Raw genomic sequence first — 16,950 nt, forward strand, 5'->3', positions numbered from 1 at the left:
AAAAAAACTTCAAAAAATTTGAAGTTTTTTATTATAAGTAGATTAATACGTGTCAAAAATATGCTTCAGAACAGCTTTATCCTGCTCTGTCAGTACTACTTTTCTTCTGGCCATTGCTCTTTCTGCCACTTCATATACTTTATCCAGCTTGAATCTTTCATCATCTTTCATCCCGCCCCATGAGAAATTTTCTACAAGGTTAGGAGGAAATCCCGGCTTGAAAATATTGGAGGCTACGCCTACTACGGTTCCTGTATTCAGTTGTGTATTGATCGCCGTTTTGGAATGATCTCCCATTATAAGTCCTGCAAACTGTAAACCGGTGTCTTCAAAGGCCTTGGTTCTGTAATTCCAGAATTTTACATTTCCGTAATTATTTTTCATGTTTGAAGAATTACTGTCCGCACCGAAGTTACACCATTCCCCGATTACTGAGTTTCCAACAAAACCTTCATGCCCTTTACTGGAATATCCGAAAATGATAATATTATTCACTTCACCTCCTACTTTACAGTGTGGCCCTACTGTAGTGGCTCCATAGATCTTTGCTCCCAGGTTAAATTTGGAATCATCACACAATGCAATAGGCCCGCGAAGATGACAGCCTTCCATCACTTCAGTATTTTTGCCGATATATATTTTACCGGTCCTGGTATTGATGGTTGAAAACTCAATATAAGCTCCTTCTTCAATGAAAAGGTCTTTCTTATCTCCTATAAAGCCGTTGGTGGAGGATAATTCCTGTGAAGTCCTGCCTTTAGTCAGTAAATCAAAATCAAAATCAATGGCATGATGATTATAGGTAAACAGATCTTTTGGTCTTTTAAAGAACACAAGCTCTTCTTTGATATCCGTCATTTTCTCAATCTGGTTCAGAGAAAATCCTTTCATATTGATTCGGGCAGCAATCAGCTCATCTTCATATACCAGAGCTTCTCCCATTTTAAGGTCTTTGATCTGCTGAATCACAGTCTCTGTCGGGAGGAAATTCGGTACCAGGAAAAGGCTTTCTTTATCTTCCGGACTTTTAAATTTATCCTGAAGATACATTTCTGTAAAATAAGTCACCTCGGTATTTTCCAGAATTTTCTGCCATCTTTCGGAAAAGGTAAGGATTCCGCATCTCATGGCTGCAACCGGGCGGGTAAAGGTAAGCGGAAGAAAATCTTCCCAATATTGTGCATCTGAAAATACTAACTGCATGATTCAGTTTTAAGTTTAAGGTTTAAAATTCAAGGTTAACAAATTTACAATAAAAAAAGTCTCCCAAAAATTGGAAGACTTTAATATTTTAATTGTACAAAAAATTACTTAGCAAATTTTTTGTATTTGTTCATGAACTTATCAACTCTACCTGCAGTGTCAACTAGTTTCACTTTACCAGTGTAGAAAGGGTGAGAAGTTGAAGAGATTTCCATTTTGATTAGTGGGTACTCCTGTCCTTCGAACTCGATAGTGTCTTTTGTTTCTGCAGTAGACTTGCAAAGAAACACCTCGTCGTTACTCATATCTTTGAAAACAACAAGTCTATAATTTTCTGGGTGAATTCCGTTTTTCATAATACAATTTTTAAAAAAATTAAAGTTTGCTTTCGAAATAGTAATGGATATTTCTCTGCTAATTTTAGGTTGCAAAAGTACAACATTTTTTCTAATTTCCAAATACCCTATTCAATATTTTTTTATTGATAAGAAATTTAAAGTATTTTCGTTAAATTTGAAACCTACTTAAACTTTAATTTCAATGAAATTCAAATTATTACTGGCTTTTTCTTTCTGGATGCTCCTGGTAGCAGTATCATGTAATAAGGATGATATTACTTTTGATGCGCCTTCACAGCAATTGAGTTTTTCAAAAGACACGGTATTCTGTGATACGGTTTATCATCAGGTACGTTCAGAGACCTATGTTGTAAAAGTATATAATAATGAGGATAAGGATATTCTGATCCCAAGAGTGAATCTTGAGAAGGGAGCTACTTCATTATACAGAATCAATGTAGACGGAAAACCGGGATATGATTTTAAGAATGTTCCTCTGAGAAAAAAAGACAGTCTTTATATTTTTGTTGAAATAGCGCCTGAAGCTACCGGGCCTGAAGCTATTGCTGAAGATAAAGTTATTTTCACAGGTCCTGCCGGGCAGCAGCATGTGACTTTATTCTCTGTAGTACAGGATGCTGAGTTTTTTATCCAGACTCCTACCAATCCGAATGTGATTTCCAGCTCTACGACATGGAGTGACAATAAGGCAAAGATCATCTACGGGGACCTTACCATCAATCCTAGTGTGACACTGGACATTGATCCCGGCACCAAGGTATACTTCCATAAAAACAGCGGAATGAAGGTTTCTTCCGGAGCGGTCTTAAATATCAACGGAACTCTGGATAAGCAGGTGATCATCCGTGGAGACAGAAATGATCCTTATTATGATACGATTTCCAAAAACTGGAATGCCATCAGAATGGAAAGCAATTCTATTCTTAATATGACCCATGCAAGACTTTTCGGCGGAACAAGAGGACTTGATATGAGACAGAATACTGCCAATATCAGCAACTCATTCATTCATACTTTCTTTGAATACGGAATTTATGCCGTAGGTTCTACAGTGAATGCCAGCAATCTTGTGATGAACAATTGCGGATTATCATGCGTGGGAATCTTCAAAGGAGGGAAACATAGCTATACCCATGCTACGATTGCCAATTATTCCAAGACGATGAACTCATTTGACAGAAAAGGCATCTTTGCAACCAATGAATGGAAGAATGATGCAGGACAAACGGAACAGGGCGCTCTACAGCAGCTTAATATAAGAAACAGTATTGTTTACTCTGACAGGGACAACGCTATTCATTTTGAACAGACGCCGGGCCAGCAGTTTGAGTTTCTCATCCAGAACTGTCTGTTAAAATATTCAGGAACATCTGAAGCCGGTTTCCCTTTTGACAATAATGTAAATGTAGTACAGAGCATCAAAAACGAAGATCCGCAGTTTGTCAATTACTTTATGGCTAAAATGAACCTAAGGGTAAAAACAACTTCGCCGGCAAAAGGAAAAGGAAATACCACTGTAGCCGGAAGCGTACCTTTTGATATCGTGAATGTATCCAGAACTGCCAGTCCTACCCTTGGAGCTTATCAATAATGGAAATTACCCAATTACAGCAGCAGGTCGATGAGTGGATCAAAACCATCGGCGTAAGATATTTCAATGAGCTGACCAATATGGCCATGCTGACGGAAGAAGTAGGTGAAGTGGCCAGAATTATTGCCAGAAGATATGGCGAGCAGAGCGAAAAGGAAAGCGACAAAAACAAAGACCTTGGAGAGGAGCTTGCTGATGTGCTTTTTGTAACCTTATGCTTAGCCAATCAGACAGGAGTGAATCTGCAGGATGCCTTTGACAGAAAAATGAAGATCAAAACGGATCGTGATAAGGACCGGCATCAGAATAATGAAAAATTGAAATAATCATAAAGCTGGGTCTGCCTGTATTGGCCGTTTTTTATTTAGGAAGATGCTAAAAGGCATTGGTGGAATTCAGAATTAAAAAATACGATGAAAAGAACTCTTGTTCTGTTCAGATGGCTCTTCCCCCAAAATTGAAGGAAGAATTAAAATAATACAACTTTAACAGACTGCAGGTCTTTAAAAATAGAAATGAAATAATGAAGAAGCTGGAAAAATCAACATTAATCGGAAATAAAACAGTACAGATCAGCGGTTCGAAGAGTATTTCGAATCGTTTATTGATTCTGGAAAGTCTGTTCAGTACTATAAAAATCGGGAATTTATCCAATTCTCAGGATACCCAATTGCTAAAGAAAGCATTATCTGAGACTACAGATGTTGTAGATATTCACCACGCCGGAACTGCCATGCGTTTCCTTACCTCCTATTATTCTATTCAGGAAGGAAAAACAACAGTGCTTACAGGCTCCGGAAGAATGAAGGAAAGACCGATCAAAAATCTGGTAAGCGCCCTGAAAGATCTTGGTGCTGAAATCGAATATATGGAAAATGAAGGCTTTCCGCCTTTGAAAATTACAGGAAAAAAGATTACAGAGACATCAGTACATGTTCCTGCGAATATTTCAAGCCAGTTTATCACTTCCCTGCTTCTGATTGCAGGTAAACTTGAAAACGGACTGGAAATTAATCTTGTGGGAGAAGTGACTTCCAGATCTTATATTGAAATGACGCTTGATATTCTGACCAGATTCGGGATCAGAAACAGCTTTGAAGGAAATACGATCAGAGTAGAACCGTTTATGGATGATCATTCATCACCAGTCAGCTATGAAGTGGAAAGTGACTGGAGCTCGGCCTCTTACTTCTACTCCATCTGTGCTTTGGGAAGGGAAACCATTCACCTGAAAAGCTTTTACAGAGAATCTACCCAGGGAGATTCAGCCATTGCAAAAATTTATGAAGATTTCTTCGGGATCAAAACTGTTTTCTCCGAAGATGAGCATAAAATAACACTGGAACCTCAGCAGGATTTTTCATTTCCTGAAAAGATCGTTCTGGATATGAACAACTGTCCGGATATTGCCCAGACATTATGTGTAACTGCTGCGGCATTAAAAATTCCTTTTGAGATTTCAGGACTGGGAACTTTAAGGGTAAAAGAAACCGACAGGCTTCAGGCTTTATATAATGAACTGAAAAAACTGGGAGCTGAAACAAAAATCACTGATCTGACCATAGAATCTGTGAGCTTCGGAGAACCGGAAGATAATATTTCAATCAAAACGTATCAGGATCACAGAATGGCGATGAGCTTTGCTCCGTACTGCCTGATCGGGGAGCTCAATATCGAGGATGAGGATGTGGTGGAAAAATCATATCCTATGTTCTGGAATGATCTTGCCGATATAATGACGAATTAATATAAAAAGCTGATGATATGGTAATCTGAAATGCATCTTTTCAGATTACTGTATTATCTTCCATACACCCAACCCAATCATGAAAAAATACCTTCTTCTGTCTGCTTTTGTATTTCCATTGTCCCTTTGGGCACAATACCTGTTTCCCAATGAAGAAATCATCTATTCTTTTGAAACCAAAAATGGAAAGAAAATGACCCTGGTAAAAGATAAAAAAGAGGCATATATTCAGTAGCGTTTCGGGAGCAAGAATCGTGTAGAAATGGAATATCCTTCGGAAAGGACAGAAGAAAGCTGGAAAAAATTCAAATACAATTCCTATTACCGAGGAGGCGGAAAACAGAATGCAGGAATGTCTCTCAATTATCTGACATTTACCAACAATGGTTATCAATATCAAATATTCAAAACGTATCAGGCGGAAGATGAATCTTATTCTACGGGAGTTACCGTAACGGATGCCAAAGGTAAAGAAACAGATATTGACGGAATATACAAGACAATAAAAGGCTGCCTGTGCCGTCTGGATGATTCTCACCTGATTCTCAAAGAAGATACGGGATTATAATTTACCTTGATCACCCATATGAAAAAGCTGTTTTCGTTCATTGCTTTCACACTGATCATTAGTTCTCATGCCCAGACCCTGAAAGATTTTTCAGTTCCGAAAGGATATAAGAAAATTTCTGAAGCAAAGGGCGATCTTGATAAAGATGGCAGGGATGAAACAGTAATGGTATTCAATACTGATATAAGAGCTTCCAAAGAAGAATATCCTGAAGCAGATTACAAAAGGGTGCTCTATATTCTTAAAAATACAGCCAACGGCCTTAAGGTATGGAAAGAAGCTTCCGGATTTCTCATTTCCAGTGGAATGGGCTTCAGTCCTGAATACAACGGGCCTCCCGAAATTTCCATAAAAAACAACGTTTTGGCAATACGCCAGGAATTGGATACCAATTCCAGACATACCCTGGCTTACAGGCATACTTTCAGATTTCAGAATAATGATTTTTACCTGATCGGTTCACAGGAAAATTTTGATGACACCTGTGAATTCAACATCCTTCATGAAGTGAATTTCTCAACAGGAAAAGCTATTGTGGATGAACAATATTACCCATGCTTCGAGGGAGATAAAGCGCCTCAGGAAAATTTCTACAAAGCTTTTACTCATAAATTTAAGCATCTTATAAGAATGACTGACTTCAAAACCGGTGAAAATGAGTTTCCTGTTCCCGGTTCAAAGCGGTCTTTTATTTTCTAAATAGCTTCACGCTGTCTTTTAAAACAAGTTAATCTTCCCTTAAAGTTAAATTAACTCCTCATAACTTGATATATTCTTATTTTTAAGTGACAATAAAAATAAAATAAAACTATGTTTAAACACAGCATGAGACGTTTAACAGCAATCAGCCTTGGTATTGCTGCTGCAAGTCTGTTACTTTCCTGTTCCAACGACAACATTCTTGAAAGAGATTCCAATGAAACGGTTATAGCTTCAGGAAAAGCAAATCTTAAAGCGGCTTTGGTTCCTGTTGCCATGAACAGCTGGATGGCTAATCTTCAGGACAATATTTCCATTTCAAAAATTTCCATTCCCGGAACGCATGATTCAGGAGCTCGTGTAGATGCCCCTGTTGTATCAGGTACGGCAAAAACACAAGACCTCAGCATTGCTGAACAGCTGGATGCGGGAGTCCGTTTTCTGGATATCCGCTGCAGGCATATCGACAACTCTTTTACCATCCATCACGGAGCAATTTACCAAAAACTGAATTTTGATGATGTACTTAATGCCTGTTATGCTTTCCTGAACAGCCATCCGTCTGAAACAATTATCATGTCTGTAAAAGAAGAGTATGACGCTTCCAATACGACAAGAAGTTTTGAGCAGACTTTTGATTCCTATGTTCAGAAAAATTCTGCCAAATGGGACCTGGGCACTACCATTCCCAACCTTGGCGATGTAAGAGGAAAGATCAAATTATTAAGGAGATTTTCTGCGAACACGGCTAAAGGAATCAATGCTACATCATGGGCAGATAATACCACTTTTGAAATTAATAATTCTGCGGCACAGCTTAAAGTTCAGGATTATTACAAGGTAACCAATAATGATGATAAATGGAACGGAATACTGAACCTTCTGAATGAAGCAAAAAATGATACCACCGGGAAGCTTTTCATCAACTTCACAAGTGGTTACAAACCTGGAATTTTTGGAATCCCAAGTATTCCTACCGTTTCCAACAGCATTAATCCTAAGCTGAAAACATTCTTTCAAAACAATACCAAAGGGACTTACGGAATTATGCCGATGGATTTTGTCAATGCCGAACTGTCTGAGCTGATTGTAAAGACCAATTTCTGATCAATTTTTGTTAGATATATTTAAAGGCTGTCTCCCCAACGAGAGACAGCCTTTTTATTTTTAATTTTAAATATCCGGCTTTTAAAAATAGTAGATTTTCGCTTACTGATTGATCAGATTTTTTAAAGCACATGATCTGCGTAATCTCCAAAATCTGCGAGAGTTTAAACTAATACTCAATACATTATTTCCGGATTCCGTAAGCCTCCATAATTTTATTGAAGATCTCTGTATTTTCAAACAATCCGGTGAACTCTTTAGAATTAGGACCATAAGCAAAAACACTTGACGGAATGGAAGTATGATCATTGGTACTGAAATTTCCGAATATCCATCCTTCTTTAAGGTTTCCGTCCAGAAGGGTCAACCCTCCGGTTTCATGATCACCCACAACAATCACTAAGGTTTCTTTATTTTCATCAGCAAACTTCATCGCTTTTCCTACCACATGATCAAAATCCAGAAGCTCTGTTACCAGCTGCTCAATATTGTTGCTATGGCCTCCGCCATCTGTCTGGGAAGCTTCCACCATCATAAAAAATCCTTTTTTATTATTTTTCAGATCATTTAATGTAAGATCAAAGGCATCAGCCAGCCAGTTTCCTCTTTGAGACACCCGTTGTGAAGCCAGCGGATCGATGATCAGCGTACGGTTAGTGATTTTATTCACCGATTTCAGATCCTGATATAAATCTATTTTGGTCTCTTTAAATTTCAGCAGGTTCTCCTGGGTAAGGCCGCTTGTGGGTCCACCGATCAGAATTTTCGTTTTGGAAGCTGCAAAATCTTTCAGGATGGGCTCAGAGCTGTTTCTGTTATCAGAATGGGCATAGAAATCTGCCGGAGTAGCATCTGTTACATCTCCAGTCGAAATCAACCCTGAAACCAATCCTTTATCTGCAATGATGTCCGGAATCTGTGCCAGCGCCTTCCCCATATGATCAACTCCTACAAATGTATTTTTGGTTTTTACTCCGGTTGCAAATGCGGTAGATCCCGGTGCTGAATCGGTAATGTAAGCATTGGAAGAATTGGTTTTGGATAAGCCTGTAGATTTCATGTTGAAAACATTCAGCTTTCCTTTATTGGCTGTAAAAGCAGCGTAATATTGGGGTAAAGAGGTTCCATCCGGTATCAGAAGGATGACATTCTTTACTTTTTTGCTGACGCCGTCTGTTTTATAGGTTGGGGTATACACAGGATACTCCTTTGTATTTTTATAGAAATTTTTCGGAATGGCATTCATGAATTTTTTAAGATCAGGAATATGGTCTGTATTGATATAGTCTACTCCAAGATCCATAAGGTTTACCCATGCATTAGGAAAATCCGGAGCTCCGTAGAAGCGCATTGGCTTCTGTTGGGTGTGCGCTTTCTCCACTGCCTGTTTTATTTTTTCTGTTTCTTCATCTCTTGGAATTCCTTTTCCATTCCACTTTACCAGTCCCGGGAGATCTGCACTGAACATTCCGATTCTTTTCAGCTGATCTGTTGAATAGTTTTGATCCAGATCGCCATCGAAATAAAGATAACTCGGATAGTTTTTAAAATCTGCCGGCTGAGGTCTTCCTCCTGTGATCACAATTTTAATACCTGAATTTCCGGTAATTTCCGGGTATTTTTTCAAGGTATTGACTAAAATACTCAGCGCTGTCTTATAGTCCTGTTTGATATCAATCAGCAGTTGCAGCTTTTTACCGGCATCGGGATAAATGTTTCCTTTATTCAGCTTAATCTGTTTTGAAATATTGTCAAGATAAAGATTTTCCAGTGTTCTGTCTGATGACAGTTCTTTTTCCGTGTGGGCTACCCAAAGTTTACCTTTTACCGGGTACACATCTGCTTCAATGGAACCGAAATTTGCATAATAAGCCTGCCAGAAAGGAATTTCCTGCATGTAATCATTATGTGAATGTGCATTTCCCACATTATAATTCAGATAATTCTGTGCCTGATTCTGAGAAAAAACAGCTAAGGCCATTACAGCCAATATTTTTGATAGTTTCATTTTGTTGATCTTTTGTTTACAGGTAGAATACAACGCTTTACAATCTGCTCATACTACCTTTGAAAAAACCATATCACCGCAGAAATTCCTGCGATGATATGATGGATTATCTATAAGATTAAATTTTACCAGCCTTCATTTTGTTTAATAACTCCATGACTGTTGACGATTTCAGCCTGTGGAACTGCCCAGACATTATGTATGGCCGGATTAAAGTTTCTTGCTGCCCAGACCACCTGTCCGTTGATACCATGCAGAGGCTTCGCATACGTTGCCTGTGCATCTCCCCAACGTACAAGATCCCTGTGTCTGTCTGCCCACTCACCTGCCAGCTCGCAACGTCTTTCATGTTTCAGGTCTGCCATTGTACATCCGTTTTTCGGAGACAAGCCTGCACGGGTTCTGATCATATTGATTTCCTGGTCAGCCGGTTTCCCCTGCATCAGTAAAGCTTCTGCCTTGATCAGGATCACCTCAGCATAACGCATGATAGGAACTGCAAGATCTGTACACGGATAATCACCATTGGCGCTTACGTGGCCGCTGTTCAGCTGATATTTGAAGGCATCCATATATTTGTTAAACTGATATCCGGTAAGGGAATTGGTAGAAGCATATGTTCTTTCCTTTCCGTTAAAGGTAAACTTGTCTCCAATTTTAAGAATGGTCGTGCTTCTTCTCTGATCTCCGGTTTCATATTCATCATATAATTCTTTTGTAGGCTGAAAATATCCCCAGCCATTGTACTCTCCCCATCCTTTATTTTCAAGCATTACCCCCGGAAGGATACTGCCCACGGCGTTAAATTTCGGAGTACTTGGTATAGACCAGATATATTCTGAACTATAATTATTTTCAGCTTTGAAAACATCAGCATAGTTATTCAGCAGGTTTCTGTTTCCTTTCGTCATTACTTCATTCGCCCAGTATTCTGCATTCTTCCAGTCTTTCATAAACAGGTATACCTTTGCCAATAACGCCCATGCTGCTGCTTTATGAGGCCTCCCGTAATCTTTGGCAGGAAGCTCTGCCTGGGTAGGTAATAATTCTGCTGCTTTTTTCAGGTCATTCACAATATAATTGTAGTTTTCCATAACATTGGCAGTTCTGGGAATAGGATTTGGATTAGGTCCCTGCGTACGGTCCACAATCGGGATACCTGCTTTTTCATTTCCATAGGAATAAGCCAGCTCAAAGTACATCCTGCTGCTCATAAACAGAGCTTCCCCCACATACTTGTTTTTCACAGCCTGTGAAGCCTGAATATTATCGGCATTGCGGATAACACTGTTGGCAACTCCTATCACGGAATATCTTTTGTTCCACTGGGTTTCCAGATCGCCTGCGGCAATGTAATTACTGCTGAAGTTCTTCACATTATCTGCTTCACTTTTTGATCTTCCGGTCACCATATCGTCACTGGCATTAATGAACCAGAAAAAACCTCTTCCATAAAATTCACTGTCGGAAAGCGGTCTGTACATCGCATTGGCTCCTGTGATCAGGTCATTTTCTGTTTTCCAGAAGTTGGCTTCTGTAGGCGTTCCTTCAGGGTCTATATTAAGCTCGTTGGTACAGGACAGCATTACTGCGGATATTCCTGCTGCTAAAATTATGGTATTGAAAAATTTCATTTTTTTACTTTTTAAATTATTTTAGGTTACAATCCCACTTCCACTCCGAAAATAAATGAACGGGCCTGAGGGTATCTTCCGGTATCCACACCATAAGTATCCATTCCTACTTCAGGATCAAACCCAGTATATTTGGTAATGGTAAACAAGTTATTGCTTGTCACGTATACCCTTACTTTATTGACATTAAGCTTATTATAAAGTTCTTTTGGTAACGAATATCCTATTGTAAGGTTTTTCAGTCTCAGGTAAGAACCGTCTTCTACATAGAAATCCGATACTTTTGAATAGTTGCCGCTTGGATCCCCATGCACAAGCCTTGGAATATCAGTGTTGGTATTCTGAGGAGTCCAGGCATTCAGGATGTCACGGTCCATATTATAGTTCTGTCCTGTACCTCCTGGATTTAAAGAAATAAACTTCATCCCGTTGAATATTTTGTTTCCATACACTCCCTGGAAGAACAGGTTAAGATCAAAATTTTTCCAGGTCATGTTGTAGGAAAGTCCGTAAGAGAATTTAGGATAAGGATTTCCAAGGTTTACAAAATCATTGTTATTCAGTGTTCCAGTATTTCCGTCTTTCTTCAGGAATTTAATGTCTCCCGGTTTAGCATTTGGCTGGATCAGGTTTCCGTTGGCATCTCTATAGTTGTTGATTTCTTCCTGCGTCCGGAAGATTCCATCAGTTTTATAACCGTAATAAGAATAAAGGGACTCTCCCACTTTTACACGGGTAGGTTTCAATACTCCACGAACATTATTGCTGTTGATAAAGATCTCATCCACAGTCGCCAACTGCTTCACCGTATTTTTTAGTTGACTGAAAGTTGCCCCGATTGAATACGTGAAATCTCCTGACTTCTTCCCATTGTAATTTATTCCCAATTCATAGCCCTTATCCTGAAATAAACCGGCATTTACATATTGATCAACCAGTGTTGCCGTACTGGAAAGGTTGACATTGAAAATCTGATCTGTTGAATTTTTCACGAAATAATCAAACTGTAAAGAAAGGCTGTTGTGCAGGAACGAGGCATCTACCCCAAAGTTGGTCTGCTCAGATTTTCCCCACTTTATATCAGCATTCGGAAGCGTTGTAGAATAATAAGCAATATTTTGGGTTGGATCCTGTCCGAAAATGACATTGTTATATCTTATCATTAATGGATTCACTGCCTGATAGGAGGCTCCGCCAAGATTTCCTAAAATCCCGTAGCTTCCTCTCAGCTTCAGGCTTGAAAGCCATGAAATATCGTTCAAAAAATTCTCTTTGGAAACCACCCATCCCCCGGAAACGGAATAATAGTTGGCAAACTGGTTATGTCTTGCAACCAGAGAGGTTCCGTCCCTACGCCCCAGTAAACTGATGATATATTTCCCGGCATAGTCATAGTTGACCCTGCCCAGATAGGATATCAGAGCCTGCTGGTATTTGTAACTGTAAACTTCTTTGTTGGTATCTGCTGCATTCTGAAGATATCTGAAAGTTTCCGCCTCACTTCTGAAATCAAAGGCCTTTGCACTGAATCCTTCTTCTGTGGTTTTCTGAAAAGTAAACCCTGCAAGGAAATCAAAATTGTGCTTACCGGCTGTTAATTTGTACGTAAGGAGCTGCTCTGCAAGAGAGGTTGACAGGGTGTTAGACTGATATTCCAGACTATTGGTATCGAATATTTTTCCTACTTCCAATACTCTTGGGGTAAATTCTTTGATGTTTCCTATCCTGAATGTCTGGGAAAAGTTAGAACGGAATTTCAGGTCTTTCAGCAAGGCTACTTCTATGTACGGATTGATCAGAATCTCATGGGTTGGGTTCTGAATGCTGATCCTTTTAAGATAGGCAACAGGGTTGATCATATCACCGTATCCTCCCGCCACATCAATAGGCAGTCCTGAGAAAGCTCCCGTTGGCGTATATACCGGAACATTCGGCGGATAATACATTGCTGCAACCAAAGCTCCGGTATAGCCGTTCTTGGTATTGGCCGTATTCCCTGCAGAATAATTATAATACATATTTTCTCCGATGGTAAGCCAATCTTTGACTTTATGCTCAGAGTTTACTCTGAAATTATACCGTTTTGCCTGAGTATTCAGTAAAATCCCTTCAAGATTCCTGTGGTTCATTCCTACAAAAAATCTGGATTTTTCGCTTCCTCCACTAAGGTTTACATTATACTCCTGAACAGATCCCGTACGGAAAATCTCGTTCATCCAGTTGGTTCTGGTGATTCCTCCGTCAGCATATTTTTCAGCATTGAAGGCTAAAGGAAGGCTATTCAGTTTTCCTGCATTATCATACGCCTGGCGCATTACATCCTGAAATTCAGCGGCATTTAGGGATTCTTTCAGTCTCCATGCCTGGTTGGTTCCGTATTTGACATCAAAATCTACGGTTAAACTTCCTTTCTTACCTCTTTTTGTTGTAATAAGGATAACCCCTCCTGAAGACCTCGCCCCGTAAATAGCGGCAGAAGCATCTTTAAGGACAGAAATATCCTGGATATCATTAGGATTAATAGAAGGTGTTCCATTAAAAACAACTCCGTCTATCACATAAAGAGGTGTTTCTCCGTTTACCCCACCCAAACCACGGATGTTCACTTTAGGAGAACCGTTGGGATCACCTCCTTCATTCACCACTGTGACTCCGGGAGCTTTCCCCTGAAGCACTTCTCCTACTCCGGATAGGGACCTGGAAGTAAGTTTATCCAGTGAAGCCTCCGAAACAGCACCGGATACTTTAGATTTTTTCTGCGTTCCGTATCCTACAACAACAATCTCGTCGATGGATTTTTCATTCAAACTGTCTTTTTTCTGAGCGAGGAACAGCGGTGAAGCTGATATTGCCCCAATAAGTAATACCCTACCCGTTAAATAAGTGACTGAGACAGGGACTTTAAATACATTCATGACATCCTTTTTGATTAGATGCAAAATTAGAACAGCTCTTTCCCTCGCCTCATTAAGATTTTCTTATGTTTTTATTAAGAATCTTTAGCTTTTTGCATACTCCTCCTACCACAATCAAAAATTAAACCACTGTTTTTCAACACAATAAACAAATAAAGTAATCATTCCGTTTTTATCCGAACTATTATTTTATGTTAAGTTTGTTTTAAGTTTATGATCCGTCGGAGACAATAGCTACGAAGGATAAAGGCTTATCAGTGATCAGATTAAAACTATTTTCGGAGATAATAAATAACAGACTTCATTTTTCTTTTTTTACATTTGCTGAAATTAAAATTGTACAGATCAAATGACCATTATCATTACAGGAACCTCATCAGGAATCGGATTTGCATTAGCCGAATATTTTGGTAAAAAAGGGCACAAAGTATACGGATTAAGCAGGAAATATACAGAGAGTCAGTATTTCAAATCGATCCCAACTGATGTTACCGATAACACTGCTGTTCAGAATGCTATTGCCGGGGTTTTACAGTCAGAAAGCAGAATTGATGTACTGATCAACAATGCGGGAATGGGAATGGTAGGAGCTGTAGAAGATTCTACAAAGGAAGACATCCTGAAATTGTTCAGCCTGAACCTCGCAGGTGCCGTTCAGATGATGAGTGCTGTTCTTCCGAAAATGCGTGAAAATAAATTTGGAAAGATCATCAATGTTTCCAGTATCGGGAGTGAAATGGGTCTTCCTTTCCGTGGGTTTTATTCTGCTTCAAAATCTGCTCTGGATAAGGTGACTGAAGCCATGAGGTATGAAGTGTATCCATGGAATATTGACGTTTGCTCACTGCATTTAGGGGATATTAAAACCAATATTGCAGAAAACAGGGTGATCGCTCAGGTTTCCCAGCCTTATCAAAAGGTTTTTGATAAAGTATATGCCCTGATGAATGCTCACGTGGATGAAGGGACAGAGCCCCTGGAAGTGGCAGAATACATTGAAAAGCTGCTGGGGAAGAACAAATGGAAAGCCCATTATTATTTTGGTAAATTCGGACAGAAGATCGGAGTTCCGTTAAAATGGATTCTTCCGCAGGGCATTTATGAGAATTTAATGAAGAAGTATAATAAACTGGATAAAAATTAGTTGATTGATAGGACGCATTGTCATTCTGAAGGGAATGAAATGCTGTGAAGGATCTTTTTGTATTTTTATAAAAATTCTTCATTCCGCTGCGGAACTGTGTTCGTAAGCATTGATGTATATTCAGAATGACAAATTGAAATTACTTTTAAAAATATTTTTTGTACTGTTCTGCGTTTTTACCCAAGCGCAGAAAAAGCAGTATTGGCTGATCGATACGGAGACCAAGGTCAAAAAAAAGGTAAAAGATTCGGTTTCTGCCGTAAAGTTCCTGGATTCACTGGCACAGAATAATTATTTTTTCACACAGCTGAAAGAGGTCAGAGTAAAAGGGGACAGTACAGAAATTTTTTATGATAAAGGAAAAAACTTCAACGAAACCTATGTTGATCTTTCAGATTCCATTGCCCTGAAATTAAAAATCAGGAAAGATTTTTTCACTAAAAATTTAGACTCTACCAAGAAAAGCATCAACAAAAGCTATATTGATGACGGATATTCTTTCAGCAGGATCAAATCCAAATACAAGGGTCAGAAGAACGGCTTTCCCATCGTAGAGCTGGATATCAATAAAAACGATAAAAGAACGATCGACGGTTTTGTAGTCAAGGGATATGAAAAGGTTCCTAAAAGGTTCATCAAAAACCTGGAAAAGGAATTCAAAGGAAAAAATTATGATGAAAAGAATCTTCTGGCCATCAACAAGAACTTTCAGAGCCATCCTTTTCTGACACTGGAACGGCAACCGCAGACCCTGTTCACCAAAGATTCCACGAATATTTACCTGTTTCTCGAAAAGAAAAAGACCAATACTTTTGACGGGGTCATAGGTTTTGGAAATGACAAAACAGAGAAGTTCACCTTAAACGGAACCATGAACGTCAATTTCAGGAATATGTTCAATGGTTTTGAAACCATCAATCTTTACTGGCAGAGAAACCCTGACAAAGGACAGAATTTTGACCTTCAGGTGGATATTCCCTATCTTTTTAAATCGAACGTAGGGATGAATGCCAAGGTGAATATCTACAGACAGGATTCAACATTCGCCAATGTAAAATTCCTTCCCGCTTTTTATTATCACATCAATAACCGTAACAAAATCGGGCTAAGGGGAACCTTAGAAACCTCAACCATTATTGATTCCTTATACGTTCAGGGGAAAGATTATAATAAAAGGGGGATCGGGATCTGGTATGAAATGACAGAGCCTACCGATATTGACCTTTTTCTTTACAAAACAAGGATCAATGCCGGATATGATTTCCTGACAACCACTTATTCCAAAGACAATACCAAAGCCACACAGAATCAGTTTTATTTCTTCGGTGAACACAATTATAATATCTCCGGCAACCATTTCCTGAACATAAAAGCAGAAGGTGCCATGATGGATTCTAAGGTAGAGTTTTCTGCCAATGAATTATACCGTTTCGGGGGCTGGAATTCTATGCGGGGATTCAATGAGAACTCTCTGGCCGCTGATTATTATTATTACGGAAGTTTAGAATACCGGTACCTCATAGGCAATCAGGCATTTTTTGATGTCTTCGGACAATACGGACAGCTCAATAACAAATCACTCAAGGTAAAACCCAAACTCTACAGTGTGGGACTCGGTTTCAATTTCTTTATCCCGATCGGGCTGATGAGCTTCCAGCTGTCGAATGGTAATGAGTTTGGAAATCCGTTTAAATTCAATGATATTAAAATCCATTGGGGAATCCTGAGCAGGTTTTAAGAAGAAAAAAGAGGGAAGACTGAAATATGTATTTCCCAGCTTTACTATTTGTTTTCTGAGCGGTCCTAATATCCAAAATAACTTCCTGATTCCAGCTTCCTGCCTTATTATTAATAACTATATAATAAAAGAAAAATCCCTATACAAAGGTCATTTCCCGCTTTACTTTTTTATTAATTATCCCTGTTAAAAAATATTAAAATCGTATTTTTATTTTAACATCGCATTAAACTTTAC

The 16,950-nt window shown here is 39.0% G+C and carries 14 protein-coding genes; 9 read left to right on the top strand and 5 right to left on the bottom strand.

The genetic code is table 11. From position 1 onward, the window contains the following. Positions 1 to 42 precede the first annotated feature (42 nt). The gene (locus tag BBI00_RS15175; RefSeq protein WP_065399539.1) at positions 43 to 1,203 is read right to left on the bottom strand and encodes a putative sugar nucleotidyl transferase; all 1,161 of its coding nucleotides are present in this window, start codon (positions 1,201 to 1,203) and stop codon (positions 43 to 45) included. A 104-nt stretch (positions 1,204 to 1,307) separates the two neighbouring features. After that, on the bottom strand, positions 1,308 to 1,559 hold the full coding sequence (locus BBI00_RS15180) for a type B 50S ribosomal protein L31 (RefSeq protein ID WP_027375398.1): 252 nt from the start codon (positions 1,557 to 1,559) through the stop codon (positions 1,308 to 1,310). A 184-nt stretch (positions 1,560 to 1,743) separates the two neighbouring features. Here BBI00_RS15180 and BBI00_RS15185 point away from each other — a divergent pair, with 184 nt between their 5' ends. The 7 genes from BBI00_RS15185 to BBI00_RS15210 all read left to right on the top strand — a co-directional run bounded on the left by BBI00_RS15185 (position 1,744) and on the right by BBI00_RS15210 (position 7,274). Continuing rightward, a complete protein-coding gene (locus tag BBI00_RS15185; protein ID WP_065399540.1) occupies positions 1,744 to 3,153 on the top strand; it encodes a hypothetical protein in 1,410 nt (469 codons plus the stop codon). Further along, positions 3,153 to 3,479, top strand: coding sequence for a nucleotide pyrophosphohydrolase (locus BBI00_RS15190; RefSeq protein WP_034692883.1), 327 nt, complete (start codon positions 3,153 to 3,155; stop codon positions 3,477 to 3,479). The genes BBI00_RS15185 and BBI00_RS15190 overlap by 1 nt, the downstream gene beginning before the upstream one ends. A 197-nt stretch (positions 3,480 to 3,676) precedes the next feature. Beyond that, positions 3,677 to 4,900 carry a 3-phosphoshikimate 1-carboxyvinyltransferase gene (locus BBI00_RS15195; RefSeq protein ID WP_065399541.1) on the top strand — a complete coding sequence of 408 codons (1,224 nt, stop codon included), beginning with the start codon at positions 3,677 to 3,679 and terminating at the stop codon, positions 4,898 to 4,900. A gap of 79 nt (positions 4,901 to 4,979) precedes the next feature. Next, a complete protein-coding gene (locus BBI00_RS23380; protein ID WP_165602532.1) occupies positions 4,980 to 5,135 on the top strand; it encodes a hypothetical protein in 156 nt (51 codons plus the stop codon). Positions 5,136 to 5,162: 27 nt separating this feature from the next. Further along, positions 5,163 to 5,468, top strand: coding sequence for a hypothetical protein (locus BBI00_RS15200; RefSeq protein WP_065399542.1), 306 nt, complete (start codon positions 5,163 to 5,165; stop codon positions 5,466 to 5,468). An 18-nt stretch (positions 5,469 to 5,486) separates the two neighbouring features. Next, positions 5,487 to 6,167, top strand: coding sequence for a hypothetical protein (locus BBI00_RS15205; RefSeq protein ID WP_065399543.1), 681 nt, complete (start codon positions 5,487 to 5,489; stop codon positions 6,165 to 6,167). Positions 6,168 to 6,293: 126 nt separating this feature from the next. Continuing rightward, a complete protein-coding gene (locus BBI00_RS15210) occupies positions 6,294 to 7,274 on the top strand; it encodes a phosphatidylinositol-specific phospholipase C (RefSeq protein WP_065399763.1) in 981 nt (326 codons plus the stop codon). A gap of 184 nt (positions 7,275 to 7,458) precedes the next feature. Here the strand turns inward: BBI00_RS15210 and BBI00_RS15215 are convergent, their stop codons facing one another. The 3 genes from BBI00_RS15215 to BBI00_RS15225 form a co-directional block, all read right to left on the bottom strand. Then, positions 7,459 to 9,282 (bottom strand): alkaline phosphatase, encoded by a 1,824-nt coding sequence (locus BBI00_RS15215; RefSeq protein ID WP_065399764.1) that lies wholly within the window; start codon positions 9,280 to 9,282, stop codon positions 7,459 to 7,461. Between the two features lie 125 nt (positions 9,283 to 9,407). After that, positions 9,408 to 10,916: a RagB/SusD family nutrient uptake outer membrane protein gene (locus BBI00_RS15220; protein ID WP_065399544.1), complete on the bottom strand. Its 1,509-nt coding sequence runs from the start codon at positions 10,914 to 10,916 to the stop codon at positions 9,408 to 9,410. Between the two features lie 26 nt (positions 10,917 to 10,942). Then, complete coding sequence (locus tag BBI00_RS15225; RefSeq protein WP_065399545.1) at positions 10,943 to 13,831, bottom strand: SusC/RagA family TonB-linked outer membrane protein; 2,889 nt, start codon at positions 13,829 to 13,831, stop codon at positions 10,943 to 10,945. 349 nt (positions 13,832 to 14,180) lie between these two features. Between BBI00_RS15225 and BBI00_RS15230 the strand changes: the two genes are divergently transcribed. Then, positions 14,181 to 14,975, top strand: a complete 795-nt coding sequence (locus tag BBI00_RS15230; protein ID WP_065399546.1) for an SDR family oxidoreductase — start codon at positions 14,181 to 14,183, stop codon at positions 14,973 to 14,975. Positions 14,976 to 15,108: 133 nt separating this feature from the next. Further along, complete coding sequence (locus BBI00_RS15235; RefSeq protein WP_065399765.1) at positions 15,109 to 16,713, top strand: autotransporter assembly complex protein TamA; 1,605 nt, start codon at positions 15,109 to 15,111, stop codon at positions 16,711 to 16,713. Positions 16,714 to 16,950 lie beyond the last annotated feature (237 nt).

This window comes from Chryseobacterium arthrosphaerae, from assembly GCF_001684965.1.
GTDB lineage: Bacteria > Bacteroidota > Bacteroidia > Flavobacteriales > Weeksellaceae > Chryseobacterium > Chryseobacterium arthrosphaerae.